Here is a 16,284-nt window from a genome sequence, read left to right as displayed (position 1 = left end):
CCTGTCTCAGCAGGCGATGTTCAGATCTCAGCAGAAGCCGGCGACCTGCGCCCATGCGTCCTTGTTCTCGTCGACGCCTTCACGGGTGAAGGTGGCTTCGATGAGGCCGTAGGGGCGGTCGGCGACGATGAAGACCTCGTTCGGGTTCTCGAGCCCGAAACGTTCGATGTCATAGAGGAAGTGGTGCTTGTTCGGGCAGGAGAAGCGGATCTCGTCGATCTCCGGCACGGCCTCGATGACCTTCTCGCCCATCTGGTACAGCGTGTGCTGCAGGGCGTGGGAGAAGTGATCGGTGAAGGAGTCGAGGATGATCTCCTTGACCTTGGTGTACACGGCTTCGAAGTCGAGGTCGGTGGTGTTGTAGATCCACCGGGTGGCGATATCGGTCGCGAGGATCCGGTCCTGGGTCTCCGGCAGGGTCGTGTACTTGTCCTTCGGGTAGCCGACGAAGCCCGACTCCGTGGTTTTGAGCACGGTGAGTCCGTTGAAGCCGGAGATCAGCGTGTCCTTGTCGCCGTCTCGGGTGAAGACGACGGTGCGGACCTCGGGAGCGGACTTGAAGAACGAGTGCTTATGATCGTTGATCCGGTCCCAGCCGTATTCTTCGGCTTCCCAGCGTCCGCCGGTGACCCAGTCGAAACTCGAGGTGAAATGGTCGGCCAGGCCCATGAGGAACTGTTCGGGCGAGCTCACGCCCAGCTCCTTGGCCTTCGCGAAGACCGTGTTCTTCTGGGTGTCGGTGGCGACGACGTGCTCGTTGTTGCCCTCGGTGTGAGCGGTCTCGAAGTCGCCCCACAGCTGTGAGGTGACATTGAGATCGCGGATCTCGTGACGGTCGGAATCGCGGTAGACCCGCATGAGTCGGTTCTCCGCCTTGCCGTACTGGTTCGATGTCAGTCGGACCTTGCTCATTTTCTTCCTCCAGTTCGTCGGCGTGCGCACCTGCTCACACCGTGACCATTCGATTGGCGAGGCCTGCCGGCAGGGACCGGTCGGCTTCGGCGGTTTGTTGAGGATGGAGATCCTGCAGGGGGCCTGCTTCCCCTGATAGCGGTTGTGGGCGCGGCTCAGCTGCCGCGGTAGGTGCTGTAGGCGAAGGGGCTGAGCAGCAGCGGAATGTGATAGTGCTCCTGGCCGGCCTGGACGGTGAAGTCGATGGTGACCACGGGGTGGAAGTGATCGATCTCGCGGGCAGCGAAGTAGTCGCCGGTGCCGAAGACGATCCGGTAGTCCCCCGGCTCGAGGCGGTCGGGGCCGAAGTCGGAGACTCGCCCGTTGTCGTCGGTGCGAGCCGAGACGATGACTTCGGCACCGGAGTAGAGAGTGACCTCGAGGTCGGCGGCGGGGGTGCCGACCATGGAGTCGAGTGCATGGGCGGTGATGAAGCTCATGAGAGGATCCCTTCGAGTCTCAGTTCGGCGATCTGGATGAGCTGCTGACCGACCTCGGCGGTCTCATCCTCGGCTGTGTTCTCCATTCGGCGCTGCAGTTCTGAGAGGATCTCCTCAGACGTGCGCCCGGCGGCGCGGATGAGGAAGACGCGGTCGAAGCGGTCTTCGTAGGCGGCGTTGCCCTCAGCCAGCCGGGTCTGCACATCTGCTTCCAGGGTGCCGAGTCCGGCCTGTTCACGGCTCGAGTGGGCCGCCTCGGCGCTGTCGCCCTTCGCCTTCTCTCCGATGCGCGGGTGATGGGACATCGCTGCGTCGATCTCGGCGGTGGTCAGCGGTGCGGCGGCGCGGGACGCCGCCTTGGCGGAGTCGAGGTCGGTCAGGGGGCGGGCGTCGACGATCGCGTCGATCCACCGGTCGACGTCGAGGCAGGGACGCAGAATTCCGCGGGCATCATCGGCTGGGAGCCGGTTGAACTCGGCCAGGTCCACGGTGACCTCCTTGGCAGGCACTGAATGATTTTCACCGTTCGGAATACCATTTCCGAACAACTGCTCCGAGTCTGCTGGGCGTCATCGGCAATGTCAAATTGCTCACACGTTTTTGTGGAAACTTTCTTCCGTATGATGGATACTGTTCGTGTGGCAACCGCCGCACACCCGGCCACCGACGATGAGGTTGAATGAGCGCATGAGCCTGACAACAACAGATCAGACCCCGTCAATCATCTGCGCCCCTGACTCATTCAAGGGCTCGGCCTCCGCTCCTGCCGCCGCAGCCGCCATGGCCCGCGGAGCTCGGGCAGTCTTCCCCGGCGCACGAGTCACCGAACTGCCCTTCGCCGACGGCGGGGAGGGCACGCTCGACGCCCTGCTCGCCGTCTGGGGAACCCGGCCGCGCACCGTCGACACGGTCGATGCCCTGGGCAGGACCACCTCGGCGGACTTCGGCCTCTCCCCCGACGGAAAGACCGCGGTCATCGAAGCGGCCCAAGCCAACGGCCTGCCGCAGGTCTCGGACGTGGAGCTGCAGCCCGAACGCGCCGACACCTTCGGCGTCGGGCTCGTCGCGGCCGCGGCACTCGACCTCGGCGTCGAGGAGATCCTGCTGTGCATCGGCGGCTCGGCGAGCACGGACGGCGGGACCGGAATACTGGCCGCCCTCGGCGCCCGCTTCACCGACCCTGCAGGTCAGCCGGTCGCACCGGGCGGAGGCAGCCTGGCCGCGATCGCTGCGGTCGACACCTCGGGGCTGGACCGGCGGGCGACGGCCGTGCGGTGGCGCATCGCCGTCGACGTCGACAATCCTCTCACCGGGCCCCGCGGGGCCGCTGCGGTCTTCGGTCCGCAGAAGGGGGCGGACGCGGACTCGGTGGCCGTGCTCGACTCCGGACTCGGTCACCTGGCGGAGGTGCTCACCGGCACCTCAGCCGAGGCCGAAGACCTGGCGGCGACTCCGGGATTCGGGGCCGCAGGCGGGATTCCGCTGGCGCTGACAACGCTGCTCGGCGCCGAGGTGGTTCCCGGATCGACGATGGTCGCCGAGGCCGTGGGACTGTCCGAGGCCCTGGCCGACGCTGATTTCGTACTCACCGGAGAGGGGTCCTTCGATTCCCAATCCTTGGGCGGGAAAGTCGTCGCGGCCGTGCGGGACCATGCCCCCGCCTCGGCGAGGGTGATCGTCATCGCCGGTCGGGTCGGCCTGACCGCCGCGGAATGTCGGGACGCCGGGATCACGGCGGCGCTGTCGATCGCACCGGGACCGGCGGACCTCACCACCCTGTCCGAGCGTGCCGAAGCGCTCATCGAGGACACGGCCGCGCAGGCGTGCGCACTCAGCTCGCCGCCGGACGCACCATTTCAACGACGAAAGGACACACCATGACCACGAGCACTCAGGCTCAGCTCACCGTCGGAGACATCGCGCCCGACTTCACGCTCACCGACGCCGAGGGGCGGACGGTGTCGAAGGCCGACTATGCCGGCCGCAGCGTCATCCTCTACTTCTACCCGAAGGCCGCGTCTCCGGGGTGCACAACGGAGGCCTGCGACTTCCGGGACAACCTCTCGGCGCTGGCGGCCGCCGGCTTCGAGGTCCTCGGGGTCTCCCCCGATGACACCGAATCGCTCAAGGAGTTCGCCGCCGAGGAGGGGCTGACCTTCTCGCTGCTCTCCGACCCGGGCGCCGCGGTGGCTAAGTCCTACGGCAGCTATGGACAGAAGACGGTCGGCGAGCACACGTTCCAGGGAACCCAGCGCTCGACCTTCGTCATCGGCGCCGACGGCACGCTCACTCACGCCGAGTACAACGTCGACGCCCGCGGCCACGTGGCCCGCCTCCGCTCCCAGCTCCTCCCCTAATTGCTACCCGACGGCGGCCCAGCTACCTCGCGCGAGGTAGCTGGGCCGCCGTCGGGTAGTTCGGGGCGGGATTATCCGGTGCGCAGACGCGCGGCGAGGATGCCGAGGATGCGTTCGAACGGCGCCGTGCGGAACAGATCACCGAAGGTCAGACGGATGATCTTGTACCCCCTGGCTTCGAGTGCGGCTTCGCGAGCCTTCTCTGCAGCGAGACTCTCACGAGTCGAACGGCCCTCCATCGTGTACTTCTCCAGCCCGTCGATCTCTACGATGAGTCGAGCATCGTGATTGCAGAAGTCGACACGGGCGATGACCTCGCCGAGGTGGCCGAAGAACTCCATCTGCGGTTCGAAGCCGGCGATCCCGTGTTCGAAGAAGCGTACCGCCGCGATCGACTCCGAAGAGGCCTCACGCCGGCCGTCGGTGAGGTCGAGGGCACGCAGCACCGCTGTGTCCCCGCGGGATTCGGGGCATTCGGCCAGCACCGCTTCGATGCGGAAACGTGTGGTGCGACCCCGACGGATCACCTCGTCGAACATCGGCACAGACACGTCCGGTGGGTAGTCACGGGCGATGTCGATGAGTGTGCGTTCCAGCGTCGTCACCGCATAGATGCCGACCATCTTCCGGTGCGCCGACGGCACCTCGCGATTGCGCACATAGAGGTGCCGATACTTGCGACTGACGTTCGGCCGGAACACCTCCACCCGTGTCTCGGCCGGATAGGCGATCGGAAGGCCGTGGACGAGCGCCGCCGACAGATGAGAGAAGACTTCACGCCCCTTCGTCACCCGCCACCTGCCGGATGCAGTGTGGATCTTCTCGGCACGCGTGCGGATGAGGACCCTCAGGGGTTCGATCTCGTCGCGCATATCGCCTTGGTGGCCGAATTCTTCGAAGTCCGCTTCGATCAGGGCCGCCCAGATGGTTTCGTGTCGTGCGTCGTCGCACGATCCGGTCGCCACATAGCGTCCGCGGGCGATGCGCGTGAGGCAGCATCGCTCTCCTCGCCTGACTTCGTCCTTGGTGAACCCCAAGCGGTAGAGCTTCTCAGTCGTCATACACAGATACATGACACCAAAATGCATCGTATTGCATCAAAAGACAATAGGCGAGCGCAATCTGTGGATAACTTCTCCCCAGATCTACCCGACGGCGGCTCAGCAACCTCGCGCGAGGTTGCTGAGCCGCCGTCAGGTAGTAATTGGTCAGCGGGCTTTGAGGAGGCGGCCTCCCGGGGTCTCGAAGTCGACCGGGGCCCCACGCAGCACCGTCTGCGTGACCCGACCGCGGACGGTGCGAGTGTCGTAAGCGCTGATCTGGTTTCGATGCCAGAGCTCCGTCGCCCGCACCGTCCACTCCTCGTCGGGGGCGAAGACGGCGAAGTCCGCGTCATTGCCCTCGGCGATCGTTCCCTTGCCTTCGACCCGTGCCACGGCCGCAGGTGCCGCGGACATCCATCGAACCACCTCGGCGAGCTCGATTCCGCGTTTCACGGCTTCGGTCCACACGAGCGAGAGTCCCAGCTGCAGCGACGAGATCCCACCCCACGCCGCACCGAAATCGCCCGTGTCGAGCAGCTTGAGCTCGGCCGTCGACGGCGAATGGTCAGAGACGATGCAGTCGATCGTGCCGTCGACGAGTCCCTGCCACAGCGCCTCCCGGTTCGATTCCTCGCGGATCGGCGGGCAGCACTTGTGCGTCGTCGCCCCATCCGGGATCTCCTCGGCGGTGAAGACGAGATAGTGCGGGCAGGTCTCGACTGTCAGCTTGATGCCCTCGGCCTTGGCCGCGGCGATCTGGTCGAGCGCATCCGCCGAGGACAGGTGCAGGATGTGCGCCCTTGCCCCGGTCTCCCGGGCTGCGTCGATGACGCGGGCGATCGCGACGTTCTCGGCCTCGCGGGGGCGCGTGGCGAGGAAGTCGGCGAACTTCGGACCCGAGTTCTTCGGCGCCGAGGTCATCACCTCGTGATCCTCGGCGTGGACGATGAGCATTCCGTCGAAGGAGGCGATCTCGGCCATGTCCGCCGTCATCTCCGCCGGTTCCAGAGGCGGGAATTCCTCGACGCCGGAGTCCTCGAGGAAGCATTTGAACCCGTAGACGCCGGCCTCATGCAGGGGCCGCAGATCCGCAGTGTTGCCGGGGATCGCCCCGCCCCAGAAACCGACGTCGACAAAGGCCTTGGGCTCGGCGACCGCCCGTTTCGTCTCCAGGGCCGCGACGTCGACCGTCGGTGGCAGCGAGTTCAGCGGCATGTCGACGATCGTCGTCACTCCCCCGGCCGCGGCCGCGCGGGTGGCGCTGGCGAAGCCCTCCCATTCGGCGCGACCGGGATCGTTGACGTGGACGTGGGAGTCGACGAGACCGGGCAGCAGCACCTGATCGTCCCCGATCTCGATGACTTTCACCTCCGCCGAGGAGGCCGTGCCCAGATCCTGTCCACCGCGGGCGATCTCGGCGATCTTCCCGTCCCTGACTCCGATCGTCACCGGTTCGATGCCCTCGGGCAGCAGAGCCTTCGCGGCATGGATGATCAGGTCGAAGTCGGCGTCGTTGCTCATGTTCCTCCTCGGTCGCCCGCCCCTGAGGGCCGGTGGATTCAGTTTCGGTATACCGTTCTAGCCTACTCGGCTCGGGCGGTTCAGCCCAGCCCTCCGGCGGGTTGGACCCTGCCTATTTCGCTGCGGCCAGTTCGCCCATCGGGCTCAGCGCTGTCGGAGCGTCGGCCGGGGTCTGGGCGAGCGTCTCGAACTCGTTGATCTGGTCGAGGGCGGTTCCCATCGAGATGTTCGTGACGCGTTCGAGGATGACCTCGACGACCACGGGCACCTGGTGCTCGTCCATGAGCTCCTTGGCCACGCGCAGGCCTTCGCCGATGAGTTCGGGGTCCTCGACCCGCAGCGCCTTGCACCCGAGCCCCTGGGCGACGGCCACATGGTCGACTCCGTAACCGGACGATGCGGAACCGGCGGTGTTGATGTTCTCGAATGCCAGCGACACCTCGTAGTCCATCTCGAATCCGCGCTGGGACTGGCGGATGAGACCGAGGTAGGAGTTGTTGACGACGACGTGGACATAGGGGATCTGGTGCTGCGCACCGACGGCGAGCTCTTCGATCATGAACTGGAAGTCGTAGTCGCCTGACAGCGCCACGACGGTCTCGCCGGGCTTGCCCTTGGCCACACCGAGCGCGGCCGGACCGGTCCAGCCGAGGGGTCCGGCCTGTCCCGCATTGATCCAGTGCCGAGGTCGGTAGACGTGCAGCATCTGGGCGCCGGCGATCTGGCTGAGCCCGATCGTCGAGACGTAGGTGACGTCGCGGCCGAAGGCTTGGTTCATCTCCTGGTAGACGCGCTGGGGTTTGATCGGCACATCGGTGAAGTTCGTCTTCCGGTGCTCGGTCGACTTCCGTGCCGTGCATTCGCGGGCCCAACCGGTGAAGTCCGGCACTCCGCCCGACCGAGAGCGTGCGGCTGCCAACAGTGCGTCGAGGGCGGCTCCGGCGTCGGAAGCGACCCCGTAGTCGGGGGCGAAGACGCGTCCGATCTGGGTGGGCGCGATGTCGATGTGAACAAACTTCCGCCCCTTGCGATACACCTCAAGGTTCCCGGTGTGGCGGTTGGCCCAGCGGTTGCCGATGCCGATGACGAGATCGGATTCGAGGAAGGAGGCGTTTCCGTAGCGCACATGCGTCTGGATTCCGACCATGCCTGCGGCCAGCGGGTGGTCATCGGGGATCACGCCCCAGCCCATGAGGGTCGGTGACACCGGAATGGAGGTGAGTTCGGCGAATTCGACGAGCCGGTCGGCGGCGTCGGCATTGATGATTCCGCCGCCGGCGATGATGATCGGGTGCTCCGCCTCGGCGATGAGGTCGAGGATCTTCTCCGCCTGCGCCGAGGTGGCCGCGGGCTTGGCGGGGGCCAGCGGTTCGTAGGCATCGATGTCGAATTCGATCTCGGTCTGCTGCACGTCGATGGGCAGGTCGATGAGCACGGGTCCGGGACGGGCCGAGCGCATGAGCTGGAAGGCGGTCTGGAAGACGCCGGGCACCTGTCCGGCTTCGAGCACCGTCTTGGCCATCTTCGTCACGGGCTTCGCGATCGAGGCGATGTCGACGGCCTGGAAGTCCTCCTTGTCGAGCACGGCGACGGGTGCCTGGCCGGTGATGCACAGGATCGGCTGGGAGTCTGCAGCCGCGGCGTAGAGTCCGGTGATCATGTCGGTGCCCGCCGGACCCGAGGTGCCCAGGCAGACTCCGATGTTGCCCGGTGCCGAACGGGTGTATCCGTCGGCCATGTGGGAGGCTCCCTCGACGTGCCGGGCGAGGGTGTGGCGGATTCCGCCGTGGGCCTTCATCGCTGAGTAGAGCGGGTTGATCGCCGCCCCCGGCAGCCCGAAGGTCTCGGTGGCGCCTTCCTTCTCGAGGATGAGCACAACGGCGTCCACTGCGCGCATGCGTGTCATTTGTTCGTCCTTTGTTCGTGAGCCGGCGACGACGCTGTCGCCGGCTCGGTTCATGGTTGGGCGGGACCGTCGGTGTCGTTGGGCCGACGACCCCGCCCGGCTGGTGTGGCCCCGGACGGGGGATGATCGACGAATCGATCACCGGCGCCGAGGCGGTCGTTCAGTTCTCGTTCTTGCCGGAGAGGGCTTCGATGACGGTGAAGAGACCCGAGTGGTCGAGTCCTCCGTTGCCCTGCTGCACGGTTGCGGCGACGAGCTGGGCGACCGTTGCGCCGAGCGGGATCGCGACTCCTGCCTCACGGGCGGCGGCGGTGACGATGCCCATGTCCTTGTGGTGGAGTTCGAGCCGGAATCCGGGATCGAAGGAGCGGTCGAGCATCTTCTGCCCCTTCTGGTCGAGCACCTTGGATCCGGCCAGCCCGCCGCCGAGGACCTGCAGCGCCGCACCTGTTTCGACTCCATAGGCCTCGAGGAAGACGACGGCCTCGGCGAGAAGTCCGATATTGCCGGCGACCATGAGCTGGTTCGCGGCCTTGACCGTCTGGCCGGCCCCCGAGGGGCCGACGAGGACGATGGTCTTGCCGACGGCTTCGAAGACATCGGACACCGCGTCGAAGTCGGCCTGGTCGCCGCCGACCATGACGGAGAGGACACCGTCGATGGCTCCGGGCTCTCCTCCGGAGACAGGGGCATCGAGCGGTTTGAGGCCGGCGGCCTTGGCCTGTTCGGCCAGGTCCTTCGCGACGTCGGGGCGGATGGTGGAGAAGTCGATCCAGGTGGCCCCGGCGGAAGCGTGGGCGAGGATTCCGTCGTCGCCGGTGAGCACGGCTTCGACGTCGGGTGAGTCGGGAACCATGGTGATGATGACGTCGGCCCCGTCCACCGCCTCGGCGATGGTGGCGGCGGCACTGCCTCCCGCCTCGGCGAGGGCGTCGGCCTTGGCCGAGGTGCGGTTGAAGCCGCGGACGTCGAATCCGGCGTTTACGAGGTTCTTGGCCATGGGCAGGCCCATGATCCCGAGCCCGATGAAAGCGATGGTCTTGGACATGGTGGGGGTTTCCTTCGAGTCGTCGTTGGTGATGTTCAGGCGGTCTGGGCGGCGCGGTCGAGCCAGTCGAAGGCGGTGGCGCGGTCCTGTTTGTATTCGAGTGCCACGGCTCCGGTGTAGCCGAGGTCGTAGGCGCGGTCGATCCACTGGCGCAGCGGCAGCGACCCGGTTCCCGGTGCCCCGCGGCCGTCGGCGTCGGCGATCTGGATGTGGCCGAAGTTCGCGGCTTCGGCCTCGATGACGGCGGCGACGTCGTCGCCGTTGACGTGCATGTGGTAGAAGTCGGCTAGCACGGCGATGTTCTCGGGTCCGTCGGCGCGGACCTGGGCGACCACCTCGGCGGCCTCGGCGTAGCGCTTGAGCGGGTAGGCCTCGGCTCCGGAGACGGGTTCGACGAGGACGGTTCCGCCGATTTCGGCGACCTTGCCGGCGGCCAGCGCGAGGTTGGCGGCGGCGGTGGCGTCCTGAGCGGCCGGGTCCTGGCCGTCGGCCCGCAGACCGTAGAGGGCGTTGAAGGCGCGGCAGCCGGTGCGACGCCCGATGTCGACGACGATGTCGACGTTCTTCGCGAAGTCCTCTTCGGCGCCGATGATCGAGACCATGCCGCGATCGCCGGCTGCCATGTTCCCGGCCCAGAAGTTCAGGCCTTTGAGGGCGACGCCTGCGGATTCGAGGGAGGCGATGAAGTCATCGACCTCCGCCGAGGTGGGGCTCGGGTTCCCGTCGAAGGGCCACCAGAATTCGACGTCGTCGAAACCGGCGTCCTTCGCGGCCTGGGCGCGCTCGAGAACGGGCAGTTCGGTGAGCAGGGTGGAGCAGTTGAGGACGTAGCTGCCAGGTGAGGTGAAGTTCTGGGACATGGAGCTCTCCTATGAGTTTCCGCTGTTTTCCGTATTGTGGAATTGTATTTCCATTCCGTGAAATCAGCATAAGTCGCCCGTGGAGCTCCCGTCAAGACCTTTCCCTCAGAACTACCTGACGGCGGCTCAGCAACCTCGCGCGAGGTTGCTGAGCCGCCGTCAGGTAGCAATTAGGGGTGGAGGGAGACGCCGTCGACCCAGACGCCGGCGATGTCGCCCGGGGTGCCCATGGCGAAGATCTTTGCCAAGGCGTCGCCGTCGTCGGCGGCGTGGCGGATGCCGACGTCCAATGGCTGGCCCTCTGCCGGGCGGATGAGCACGGCGTCGAAGCGCTTGCCCTCGCTGAGCACGCCGACCTCATCGAGCTCGAGCGCTTCGGCGCCTGCAGACGTCGCCAGGTGCAGCAGATGCGCGGAGTTCAACGCCACTCCCCCGGCCGGGTCGAGCTGCTGCATGAAGTACGACTGCACACCCTCCTTGAGCAGGTTGAAGCCCGTGCCCGCCCCGACATCGGTGCCCAGAGCCACTCGTACGCCGGCCTCGATATGACGACGCAGCGGGAAGAAGCCGCTGGCCAGAGCCGAGTTCGAGGTCGGGCAGTGCGCGACCACGGCCCCGGCTTCGGCCATCCGTGCCAGTTCCCGATCCTGCGGGTGGACGTTGTGGGCGAGCACGGTGCGCCGACCGACGAGTCCCGCCCGGTCGTACGTATCGAGATAATCACGAGCCTCCGGGTGGATCTGCGCGACCCCGGAGATCTCATCGACGTTCTCGTTCAGGTGCGAGGTCACCCAGATGCCCGGGTTCTCCTCCACGAGGCGGCCGCCGGCAGTCAGCAGCTCCGCTCCCGCGGAGAACGAGAATCGCGGGGTCACCGCGTAGCGCAGTCGTCCCTTGCCGTGCCACCGGTCGATGAGCGCTTGGCCCTCCTCGGTCGAGCGCTCCACGTCGGTGAGCAGCGCATCGGGCAGGTTCCGGTCGCTCGTGACCAGCCCGGAGGTGATCCGCAGCCCCGATGCTGAAGCGGCGGCGAAGAAGGCGTCCATGGCGTCCGCGAAGTGCGAACCGAAGACCATCGCCGAGGTGGTCCCCGCCGAGATCAGTCCCGTGAGGAATTCGCCGGCCACCGCCTTCGCGTAGGCGGGATCCCCGAGCTTCGCCTCTTCGGGCAGGGCGCATTGGTCGAGCCAGTCGAGCAGCGGCCGCCCGAGATGGCCGATGGCCCTGACCTGCGGCAGGTGGACGTGGGTGTCGATGAGTCCGGGGATGAGCACACCGTCGCGGAGGTCGACGACCTCGGCATCGGGGTGCGCTGCCCGGGCGGAGTCGAAGTCGGTACGGGAGGTGATGAGTCCGTCGTCGACGACGAGGGCGATATCGGCCGCCGAGCGCAGCCGGCCGCCGGTGAATGGGTTGTCCGGCGTATCGAAGACGCGGGCACGGTAGATGACCACAGTGGTCCTCCTTGAGTCAGTGGTGGTGAAAGTCAGTGGTGGTGAAGAGTCAGGCCATGCGGCCGAGCAGGTCCGCGGCGACGCTCACGGCGATCGTCGCGGGTGCTTTGCCGGGCAGGTCGGGCAGTCCGATGGGGCACCGGATGGTGTCGATGACCTCGGGCGCGAAGCCTTCGGAGGCGAGGTTCTTGCGGAAGCGCTGCCACTTCGCGTTCGAGCCGATGAGCCCGACCGATCCGAGGTCGCCGCGGGTCAGCGCCGCGGAGCACAGGTGCAGGTCCTCGGCATGGTCATGGGTCATGATGACCACGTGCGCTCCGGCCGGCAGCTCCGTGATCACCTCTTCCCCGACGACAGCGAATTCGCGGCGGATCCGCGCCACCGGCTCCTCCAACTCGTCGAGAGCCTCGAGCTGTTCCGGCCGTGAATCGGACACGGTCAGGTCGAGATCGTGGCGGGCGAGGATCCGGGTGAGCTCGAGTCCGATGTTGCCGATCCCGAAGATCGCCACCGATGCGGGCACGGGCAGGGGTTCGAAGAGCATGGTGACCTCTCCGCCGCAGCATTGGCGACCGTATTTGGCCGGAGCCTTGTCGTTGAGCCGCAGGGTGAGCATCTCCGGAGCCGTCTGCCCCTCGGAGAGCAGTTCCCGGGCACGGGTGAGGGCCGTCATCTCGAGATTGCCCCCGCCGATGGTCCCGAACAGGTCATCAGCGGTGGCGATCATCTTCGCTCCCGCCTCGCGCGGGGCATGCCCGCGCACCGCAGCGAGAGTGACGAGGACAGCCGGCACCCGAGCTGCGCGAAGCTCGGCTGCGGTGTCCATCCAGGTCATGACGGAACTCGTTGTCCTTCCCTCGCCGAGGCGGCCGCCGCCGAGCCCTGCCCGCGGGCTTCTTCGATCGCCCAGAACACCGCTTCCGGTGTGGCTGGGGACGCGAGGTCGACACTGTGGCCGGGTCGTGCGAAGGCACCGACGGCCTCGCGCAGGGCTTCGCGGACGGAGAAGGCGAGCATGAGAGGGGGTTCGCCCACGGCTTTCGACCCGTACACGGCTCCCTCTTCATGTGCTTTGTCGAGGAAGGCGACGTTGAAGATCTCGGGGACTTCGGAGAAGCTCGGAATCTTGTATGTGCTCGCTGCCTGAGTGGCCAGTCGGCCGCGGCTCGGCTTGTCCGATTCATCCCAGCGCAGGTCCTCCAGCGTCAGCCATCCGGCGCCCTGGATGAAGCCGCCCTCGATCTGTCCGAGGTCGAGCAGCGGTGACAGGGAGTCTCCCACGTCGTGGACGATGTCGACGCGGCGCAGGGTGTAGGAGCCGTCGAAGCGGTTGACTTCGACTTCGGACACCGCGGCCCCGTAGGCGAAGTACTTGAACGGTTCGCCGCGCATCTGCGAGAGGTTCCAGTGCAGTCCCTCGGTGCGGTAGAAACCTGAGGCCGAGAGCTGGATGCGCTGGAAGTACGCGGTGTTGATGAGCTCTTCCCAGGTCACCGTCTTCGATGAGGACAGGGCGGAGACGATTCCCCGCGAGATCTCCACCTCGTGGGCGGGTGCCCCGAGGATGCCCGCGGCCACCTGCCGCAGCCGGTCGAGGATCTGGTCGCAGGCGTTCTTCACCGCTCCGCCGTTGAGGTCGGAACCGGAGCTCGCCGCCGTCGCCGAGGTGTTGGGCACCTTGTCCGTGCGCGTCGGCGCCAGACGCACCGTCGACAGGGGCACGCCGAGGGTGGTGGCCGCGACCTGCAGCATCTTCTGATGCAGCCCCTGCCCCATTTCGGTGCCGCCGTGGGTGACGAGGACGGATCCGTCCTTGTACACGAGCACGAGCGCCCCGCCCTGGTTGAAGGCGGTGAGGTTGAACGAGATGCCGAACTTCACCGGGGTGATCGCCAGACCGCGTTTGATGTGCTCGTGGCTCAGGTTGAATGCCTCGATCTCAGTCTCGCGGGCTTCCAGATCGGATTGGGAGATGAGCTGGTCCCAGCACGCCTCGATCCGCTCGGGATGACGCACCGGCTGATAGTAGGGAGTGTCCTGACCGTCGGAGTAGAAGTTCCGGCGGCGCAGCTCGCGGGCGCTGAGCCCCAGCTGCGGGGCGACACGGCCGATGATGTCTTCCATGACGAGCATGCCCTGTGGGCCGCCGAATCCGCGGAACGCCGTCTGCGAGGTCTTGTTGCATTTGGCGATGCGGCCGGTGACCCGAATGTTGGGCACCCAGTAGGCGTTGTCGATATGGCACATAGCGCGGGTGAGCACCGGTTCGGAGAGGTCGAGGCTCCACCCGCCGTCGGCGGTCAGCGTCGCATCGAGGGCGAGGATCTTCCCCTCCTCGGTGAATCCGATCTTCCACGACGAGTGGAAGCCGTGCCGCTTGCCGGTCATGGTGATATCGCGGGTGCGGTCGAGGCGCAGCCGCACCGGCCTGCCGGTGAGCTTCGCACCGAGCGCGGCCAGGGCTGCGTAGCCGTGGGGCTGCATCTCCTTGCCGCCGAAGCCGCCGCCCATGCGCAGGCACTGCACGGTCACCTCGTGGGCGGGGACTCCGAGGACATGGGAGACGATGTCCTGGGTTTCGGTGGGATGCTGGGTCGAGGACTGGATGAAGACCTGTTCGTTCTCGTCCACGTGGGCCAGGCAGGCCTGCGTCTCGAGGTAGAAGTGCTCCTGGCCTGCGAACTCGAATTCGCCTTCGAAGACATGAGCTGCATCGGCGAACGCAGAGTCGACTTCGCCCTTGTCGATCGACAGGGGCTTGCCGTGGTAGCTGTCGGCGGCGATGGCATCGCGCACGGTCACCAATGACGGCAGTTCCTCGACCTCGGCGGTGACGGCCGCAGCGCCTTCCTTCGCGGCTTCGAGATCCTCGGCGAGGACCCAGGCCAGAGGCTGGCCGAAGAACATGATCTCGTCGACCGGCAGCATCGGCTCATCGTGCTTGACGCCCTGATCGTTGACGCCGGGGATATCGGCGGCGGTGATGACCTTGACGACTCCGGGCACCGCGTACGCGGGTGTGGTATCGATGGCGCCGAGGCGGCCGTGAGCGGTCGTCGACTGCACGGGGAAGGCGTGGAGGACCCCGGTGAGACGTCCGACGAGGTCATCGGTGTAGAGCGCGGTTCCGGTGACGTGGCCGAAGGCGCTTTCGTGGTGGTGGCGTTCGCCGACGACCGGGTCGGCGGGGCGCTGGGAGAGCTGGCTCATCACTTGACCTCCTTGCTGGTCACGGCCGGCTGGCCGAGCTGCTCGGCGTAGAAGCGTTCGAGGGAGGACCGCAGCATCGCGGTCCGGTATTTCGCACTCGCCCGATGGTCGTCCATCGGGGTGCCTTCGGCGGCGAGGGTCTCGGCCGCCCGGTGCACGGTCTCCAATGTCCATGGCCGGCCTTCGAGGAGGGCTTCGGTGGCGGTGGCGCGCAGCGGGGTGGCCGCGACTCCGCCGAGACCGATCCGAGCTTTGGCGATCAATCCGTCCTGGATGTCGACGGCGTAGCCGATCGCCACCGAGGAGATGTCGTCGAAGCGGCGTTTGGCGATCTTCTGGAACGACGTCAGCGGGGACAGCGGCAGCGGGACGCGGATGGCGGTGATGAGTTCATCGGCTTCTCTGACCGTCTGGCGATATCCGGTGAAGTAGTCGGCCAGTGCCACGGTTCGCGCCCCGCGCACGGAGGTGAGCACGAGTTCGGCTTCGAGGGCCAGCAGCGCCGGTGGGGTGTCGCCGATGGGCGAACCGGTGCCGAGGTTGCCGCCGATGGTCGCCCCGTTGCGGATGAGGCGAGAGGCGAACTGCGGGAACAGCTTGCCCAGCAGCGGAATGTCTCCGGCGAGCTCACGTTCGAGTTCGGACAGGGTGTGGGAGGCGCCGAGCTCGACGAACGATTCGGTGCGGCGGATGCCGCGCATCTCCTCGAGCCGGTCGACGGCGAGGATGTTCTTGGCCCGTGCTCCCTTGATGTTGACCTCGACGCCCCAGTCGGTGGCCCCGGCCACGACGGTGGCCTCGGGATCCTGGCTGAGGATGGAGGTCGCCTCGGCGAGAGTGGCGGGACGACGGTAGCGTCCGATCTTCCCGGTGGCGGTGTCGGCTCGCTGGTAGTCGGTGGCTCGAGCCGACGGGGCGGGGCGATCACGGCGAGCGGCCAGCGCATCGTCGGCGGCGGGCTGTCCCAGCGCATTCGCGGCATCGCGGATGGGGCGGTAGCCGGTGCAGCGGCACAGGTTGCCCGACAGGGAGTGGAGGTCGAAGCCGTCCTCGCAGCGGTCGGGCCGGTAGTATTCGGCGGCCATCGAGGAGATGAAGCCGGGGGTGCAGTATCCGCACTGGGATCCGCCGCGCACGGCCATCTCTTCCTGGACGGGGTGGACGGAGTCTCCATCGGCCAGACCTTCGGAGGTCACGACCTCTCCCCCGTCGAGGGCTGCTGCCGGCAGCAGGCAGGAGTTCACTGAGGTCCAGCGGGTTCCGCCGGATTCATCGGGGCGGGCGACCATGATCGCGCAGGCCCCGCATTCGCCTTCGGCGCAGCCTTCCTTCGCTCCGGTCAGACCCTGACCGCGCAGGAAGTCCAGCGCATTCGTATGGGGTGGGCCGTCGAACTTGCGGACGGTCCCGTTGATTGTCACTTCGGCAGTTGACTGGTCCGTTGTCGCTGCGGACATCGCACTTCACACCTCCCGCGCCTCTCCACTGAGGCGC

Annotated in this window: 14 protein-coding genes; 2 read left to right on the top strand and 12 right to left on the bottom strand. The window is 66.8% G+C overall.

The annotated features are described in order from the left end of the window. Positions 1-27: 27 nt before the first annotated feature. The 3 genes from pucL to uraD form a co-directional block, all read right to left on the bottom strand. A complete protein-coding gene (gene pucL / locus D3I60_RS09735; protein WP_262775969.1) occupies positions 28-912 on the bottom strand; it encodes a factor-independent urate hydroxylase in 885 nt (294 codons plus the stop codon). 155 nt (positions 913-1,067) lie between these two features. Beyond that, positions 1,068-1,391: a hydroxyisourate hydrolase gene (uraH, locus tag D3I60_RS09730; protein WP_262775968.1), complete on the bottom strand. Its 324-nt coding sequence runs from the start codon at positions 1,389-1,391 to the stop codon at positions 1,068-1,070. Next, positions 1,388-1,900 (bottom strand): 2-oxo-4-hydroxy-4-carboxy-5-ureidoimidazoline decarboxylase, encoded by a 513-nt coding sequence (gene uraD, locus D3I60_RS09725; RefSeq protein WP_346659563.1) that lies wholly within the window; start codon positions 1,898-1,900, stop codon positions 1,388-1,390. The genes uraH and uraD overlap by 4 nt, the downstream gene beginning before the upstream one ends. 178 nt (positions 1,901-2,078) lie before the next feature. Between uraD and D3I60_RS09720 the strand changes: the two genes are divergently transcribed. Beyond that, the gene (locus D3I60_RS09720; RefSeq protein ID WP_262775966.1) at positions 2,079-3,272 is read left to right on the top strand and encodes a glycerate kinase; all 1,194 of its coding nucleotides are present in this window, start codon (positions 2,079-2,081) and stop codon (positions 3,270-3,272) included. Further along, positions 3,269-3,748, top strand: coding sequence for a thioredoxin-dependent thiol peroxidase (bcp, locus tag D3I60_RS09715; protein ID WP_262775965.1), 480 nt, complete (start codon positions 3,269-3,271; stop codon positions 3,746-3,748). Before D3I60_RS09720 ends, bcp begins: the two co-directional genes overlap by 4 nt. Positions 3,749-3,819: 71 nt before the next feature. Here bcp and D3I60_RS09710 read toward each other — a convergent pair whose 3' ends face one another. The 9 genes from D3I60_RS09710 to D3I60_RS09670 all read right to left on the bottom strand — a co-directional run bounded on the left by D3I60_RS09710 (position 3,820) and on the right by D3I60_RS09670 (position 16,247). Then, positions 3,820-4,809 carry an endonuclease domain-containing protein gene (locus D3I60_RS09710; protein WP_262775963.1) on the bottom strand — a complete coding sequence of 330 codons (990 nt, stop codon included), beginning with the start codon at positions 4,807-4,809 and terminating at the stop codon, positions 3,820-3,822. 147 nt (positions 4,810-4,956) lie between these two features. After that, complete coding sequence (gene allB / locus D3I60_RS09705) at positions 4,957-6,312, bottom strand: allantoinase AllB (protein ID WP_262775961.1); 1,356 nt, start codon at positions 6,310-6,312, stop codon at positions 4,957-4,959. Between the two features lie 112 nt (positions 6,313-6,424). After that, positions 6,425-8,218, bottom strand: coding sequence for a glyoxylate carboligase (gene gcl / locus D3I60_RS09700; protein ID WP_262775959.1), 1,794 nt, complete (start codon positions 8,216-8,218; stop codon positions 6,425-6,427). Positions 8,219-8,378: 160 nt separating this feature from the next. Then, positions 8,379-9,299 carry a 2-hydroxy-3-oxopropionate reductase gene (locus D3I60_RS09695; protein WP_346659564.1) on the bottom strand — a complete coding sequence of 307 codons (921 nt, stop codon included), beginning with the start codon at positions 9,297-9,299 and terminating at the stop codon, positions 8,379-8,381. A gap of 2 nt (positions 9,300-9,301) precedes the next feature. Beyond that, positions 9,302-10,126, bottom strand: coding sequence for a hydroxypyruvate isomerase family protein (locus D3I60_RS09690; protein ID WP_262775956.1), 825 nt, complete (start codon positions 10,124-10,126; stop codon positions 9,302-9,304). A 170-nt stretch (positions 10,127-10,296) separates the two neighbouring features. After that, on the bottom strand, positions 10,297-11,580 hold the full coding sequence (guaD, locus tag D3I60_RS09685; RefSeq protein ID WP_262775955.1) for a guanine deaminase: 1,284 nt from the start codon (positions 11,578-11,580) through the stop codon (positions 10,297-10,299). A gap of 49 nt (positions 11,581-11,629) precedes the next feature. Continuing rightward, a complete protein-coding gene (xdhC, locus tag D3I60_RS09680; protein WP_346659562.1) occupies positions 11,630-12,415 on the bottom strand; it encodes a xanthine dehydrogenase accessory protein XdhC in 786 nt (261 codons plus the stop codon). Beyond that, positions 12,412-14,790, bottom strand: a complete 2,379-nt coding sequence (gene xdhB / locus D3I60_RS09675) for a xanthine dehydrogenase molybdopterin binding subunit (RefSeq protein WP_262775953.1) — start codon at positions 14,788-14,790, stop codon at positions 12,412-12,414. The genes xdhC and xdhB overlap by 4 nt, the downstream gene beginning before the upstream one ends. Next, positions 14,790-16,247 carry a xanthine dehydrogenase small subunit gene (locus tag D3I60_RS09670; RefSeq protein WP_262775951.1) on the bottom strand — a complete coding sequence of 486 codons (1,458 nt, stop codon included), beginning with the start codon at positions 16,245-16,247 and terminating at the stop codon, positions 14,790-14,792. Before D3I60_RS09670 ends, xdhB begins: the two co-directional genes overlap by 1 nt. Positions 16,248-16,284: the final 37 nt, after the last annotated feature.

The sequence above is a fragment of the Brevibacterium permense genome (assembly GCF_025506275.1).
Taxonomy (GTDB): Bacteria; Actinomycetota; Actinomycetes; order Actinomycetales; family Brevibacteriaceae; genus Brevibacterium; species Brevibacterium permense_A.
Note: the sequence above shows the minus strand (reverse complement) of the source record. Positions and strands in the feature narration are given on the sequence as shown.